This window comes from Lentzea sp., from assembly GCF_035525475.1.
Taxonomy (GTDB): Bacteria; Actinomycetota; Actinomycetes; order Mycobacteriales; family Pseudonocardiaceae; genus Lentzea.
Genome location: NZ_DATLEC010000008.1, coordinates 1 through 2,668, shown reverse-complemented (window position 1 = coordinate 2,668; position 2,668 = coordinate 1). Strand labels below are relative to the sequence as shown.

Annotated in this window: 5 protein-coding genes; 4 read left to right on the top strand and 1 reads right to left on the bottom strand. The window is 69.8% G+C overall.

Annotated features, from left to right (window positions below):
- Window positions 1-856 (top strand): S8/S53 family peptidase (locus tag VM306_RS01140; protein ID WP_325510301.1); only part of this gene is annotated, 856 nt, incomplete at its 5' end.
- 1 nt (window position 857) lies between these two features.
- On the opposite strand, the gene VM306_RS01135 is transcribed toward VM306_RS01140, so the two are convergent.
- Window positions 858-1,064 (bottom strand): dodecin, encoded by a 207-nt coding sequence (locus VM306_RS01135; protein ID WP_325510300.1) that lies wholly within the window; start codon window positions 1,062-1,064, stop codon window positions 858-860.
- A 143-nt stretch (window positions 1,065-1,207) separates the two neighbouring features.
- Here VM306_RS01135 and VM306_RS01130 point away from each other — a divergent pair, with 143 nt between their 5' ends.
- From VM306_RS01130 to VM306_RS01120, 3 genes are all read left to right on the top strand, one after another.
- Window positions 1,208-1,486 carry a hypothetical protein gene (locus VM306_RS01130; protein ID WP_325510299.1) on the top strand — a complete coding sequence of 93 codons (279 nt, stop codon included), beginning with the start codon at window positions 1,208-1,210 and terminating at the stop codon, window positions 1,484-1,486.
- A 35-nt stretch (window positions 1,487-1,521) separates the two neighbouring features.
- Window positions 1,522-2,325, top strand: coding sequence for a hypothetical protein (locus tag VM306_RS01125; protein WP_325510298.1), 804 nt, complete (start codon window positions 1,522-1,524; stop codon window positions 2,323-2,325).
- The coding region (locus VM306_RS01120) for an FAD-dependent oxidoreductase (RefSeq protein ID WP_325510297.1) at window positions 2,325-2,668 on the top strand (344 nt) is incomplete at its 3' end. The genes VM306_RS01125 and VM306_RS01120, both read left to right, overlap by 1 nt.

Sequence of the window (2,668 nt, the reverse complement as noted above, 5' to 3'; positions counted from 1 at the left end):
GCCGAAGATCGTGCTGCCGAAGGCAGGCCAGACCTGGGACACAGCACTTCGGGATCCCTACGACAGGCACGGTCACGGCACCGGCACCGCCGCCATGGCCGTCGGCCGCAACGCCGTCTCCGCCAAGACCCCGTCCGCGCTGCCCGGCGGCAAGCTCGCCGTGGCCAAGGTCGGCACCAAGGACGGCGCGATCGAGGGCGACCTAGCCGCAGCGGTCCGCTGGGCCACCGACACCGTGCACGCGAACGTGATCAGCCTGTCCATCGGCTCGATCGTCCCGGTGCCCGCCGAGCTGTTCCGAGAGACGTACGACGCCTTCGCCGACGCCCGCAGGAAGGGCGTCCTGGTCGTCGTCGCCAACGGCAACGGCTGGGGCAACGCCGGCGTGCTGCCCGGCGACCCCGGCTGGGCCAGCGGCTACGCCTCCTCCACCAACGCGGTGGCCGTGGGCGCGAGCGGCGCCATCGGCCTGCTGGAGTCGACCGATCCGGAGGTGGCTGCGGGCTTCAGCGTCACGTCGGCCGGCATCGACGCGGACAACGCCTACGTCGACGAGGGTGGGACCAGCTTCTCCGCGCCCTTCGTCGCCGGGTTCGCCGGCGCGCTCGTCAAGGCCACCCGGGACGCGGGGCGCCCGGTCGACCCGGCGCGGATCGAGCAGCTGCTCAAGTACGCGGCCACGGACACCGTCGTACCGCCGCAGTTCGAGGGCTACGGCACCCTGTCGCTCGCCGAGCTGGCCGGCGCGCAGGCGCACGCACGGGCCGGGACGCTCCCGACGCGGCCGTCACCCGACCTGAGCGGGATGTACGTCGAGCAGGTCGCCGGCACGCTCCGCTCCGCCTGGAGCGACTGACCTACTCGAGCTTGAAGCCGACCTTCAGGGTCACCTGGAACGCCTTGACGTCCCCGTTCTCGACCTGACCGCGGATCTCGGTGGCCTCGAACCACTCGACGTTGCGGACGGTGCGGGACACCCGCGAGATGCCGTTGCGGATGGCCTGCTGCACCGACTCGGGCGACGTCCCGACGACCTCGGTGATGCGGTAGATCGAGTCGCTCACGGAGCACTCCTGTTCGCTGTGTGGTCCCCGCAGGATGACATCCCGCACCGGTGAGGCAGCATGCGAGGTGCGCGGTCCTGCCCGGGGTCCGCGGGAACGTGGTCGGATGCGGCTCGCGAGAGCCGGTGGCGGAGGTGAGTGGCGTGTCCCTGCAGGACGACGTCGCGGCAGCGCGACGCGCCGTGGTGGCCCTCGAGGAGGCCACCGCTGCGGTCAGCCGGCACTACAACGACACTGTCGACGTACGCCGCCTGAAGGCCGACGTCGCGCGCCTGTCGGGCGACCTGGACCTGCTCTGCGGTGCCCCGCCCACAGCCCGGACCGAGCCATTGGAGATCATTCCGGACACGGAGTACTCCCACGACTTCTGGATGGACGCCGAGGACGAGGGGCTAGGCGCCTCGAACCGCAAGCCGACCTAGCCCGCCCCCGACCCGAACGGATCCCGCAGACCGCAATGACGACGACGACCCCCGCGCCGGCGGGGACCGGGGCTCCCGGCCGCGCCAGCATCCCCTTCCGACACCTGCGCACCGATGCCTGGTGGCTGCAACCGGCCATCACGGTGTTCGTGCTCGTGGCCTTCATCGTCTACTCGACGTTCCGCGCCTTTGAGAACGCGCACTACTTCGTCGAGCCGTACATCTCGCCCTTCTACTCGCCGTGCATCATCAAGGCGTGTGAGGGCAACAGCTTCCCGGAGCTGTTCGACGGGCCGTCGTTCATCAGCCCGGCGCTCTACATCCTGGTGATCCCGCTGGGCTTCCGGCTCACCTGCTACTACTACCGGAAGGCCTACTACCGGTCCTTCTGGCTGTCGCCGCCGGCGTGCGCAGTGGCCGAGCCGCACAAGACCTACACCGGCGAGACCCGGGTGCCGCTGATCGGCAACAACATCCACCGCTACTTCTTCATCGCCGGCCTGGTCTTCAACACGATCCTGACGTACGACGCGGTGCTCGCCTTCCGCAACGAGGACGGCGAGTGGGGCCACGCCGGCCTCGGCACGCTGGTGCTGCTGATCAACGCCGCGCTGCTCTGGATGTACTCGGTGTCCTGCCACTCCTGCCGGCACATCATGGGCGGCCGGCTGAACCACTTCTCCAAGCACCCGATCCGCTACCGGATGTGGACGCTGATCTCCAAGCTCAACGGCAGCCACATGAAGTACGCCTGGGTGTCGCTGTTCGGCGTGGCCCTGACGGACTTCTACGTGCGCCTGCTGGCGACCAATGCCTTCAGCGACCCGAGGTTCTTCTGATGTCCGGCACCGACTCCGCCACCGAGCGGCATTTCTACGACGTCGTCGTCGTCGGCGCCGGCGGCGCGGGGCTGCGCGCGGCGATCGAGGCGCACGAGTCGGGGGCCCGCACGGCAGTGGTCTGCAAGTCCCTGCTGGGCAAGGCGCACACCGTCATGGCCGAGGGCGGCATCGCCGCGTCCATGGGCAACGTCTACCCCGAGGACAACTGGCAGGTGCACTTCCGCGACACCATGCGCGGCGGCAAGATGCTCAACCACTGGCGGATGGCGCAGCTGCACGCGCAGGAGGCGCCCGACCGGGTCCGCGAGCTCGAGGACTGGGGCGCGCTGTTCGACCGCAC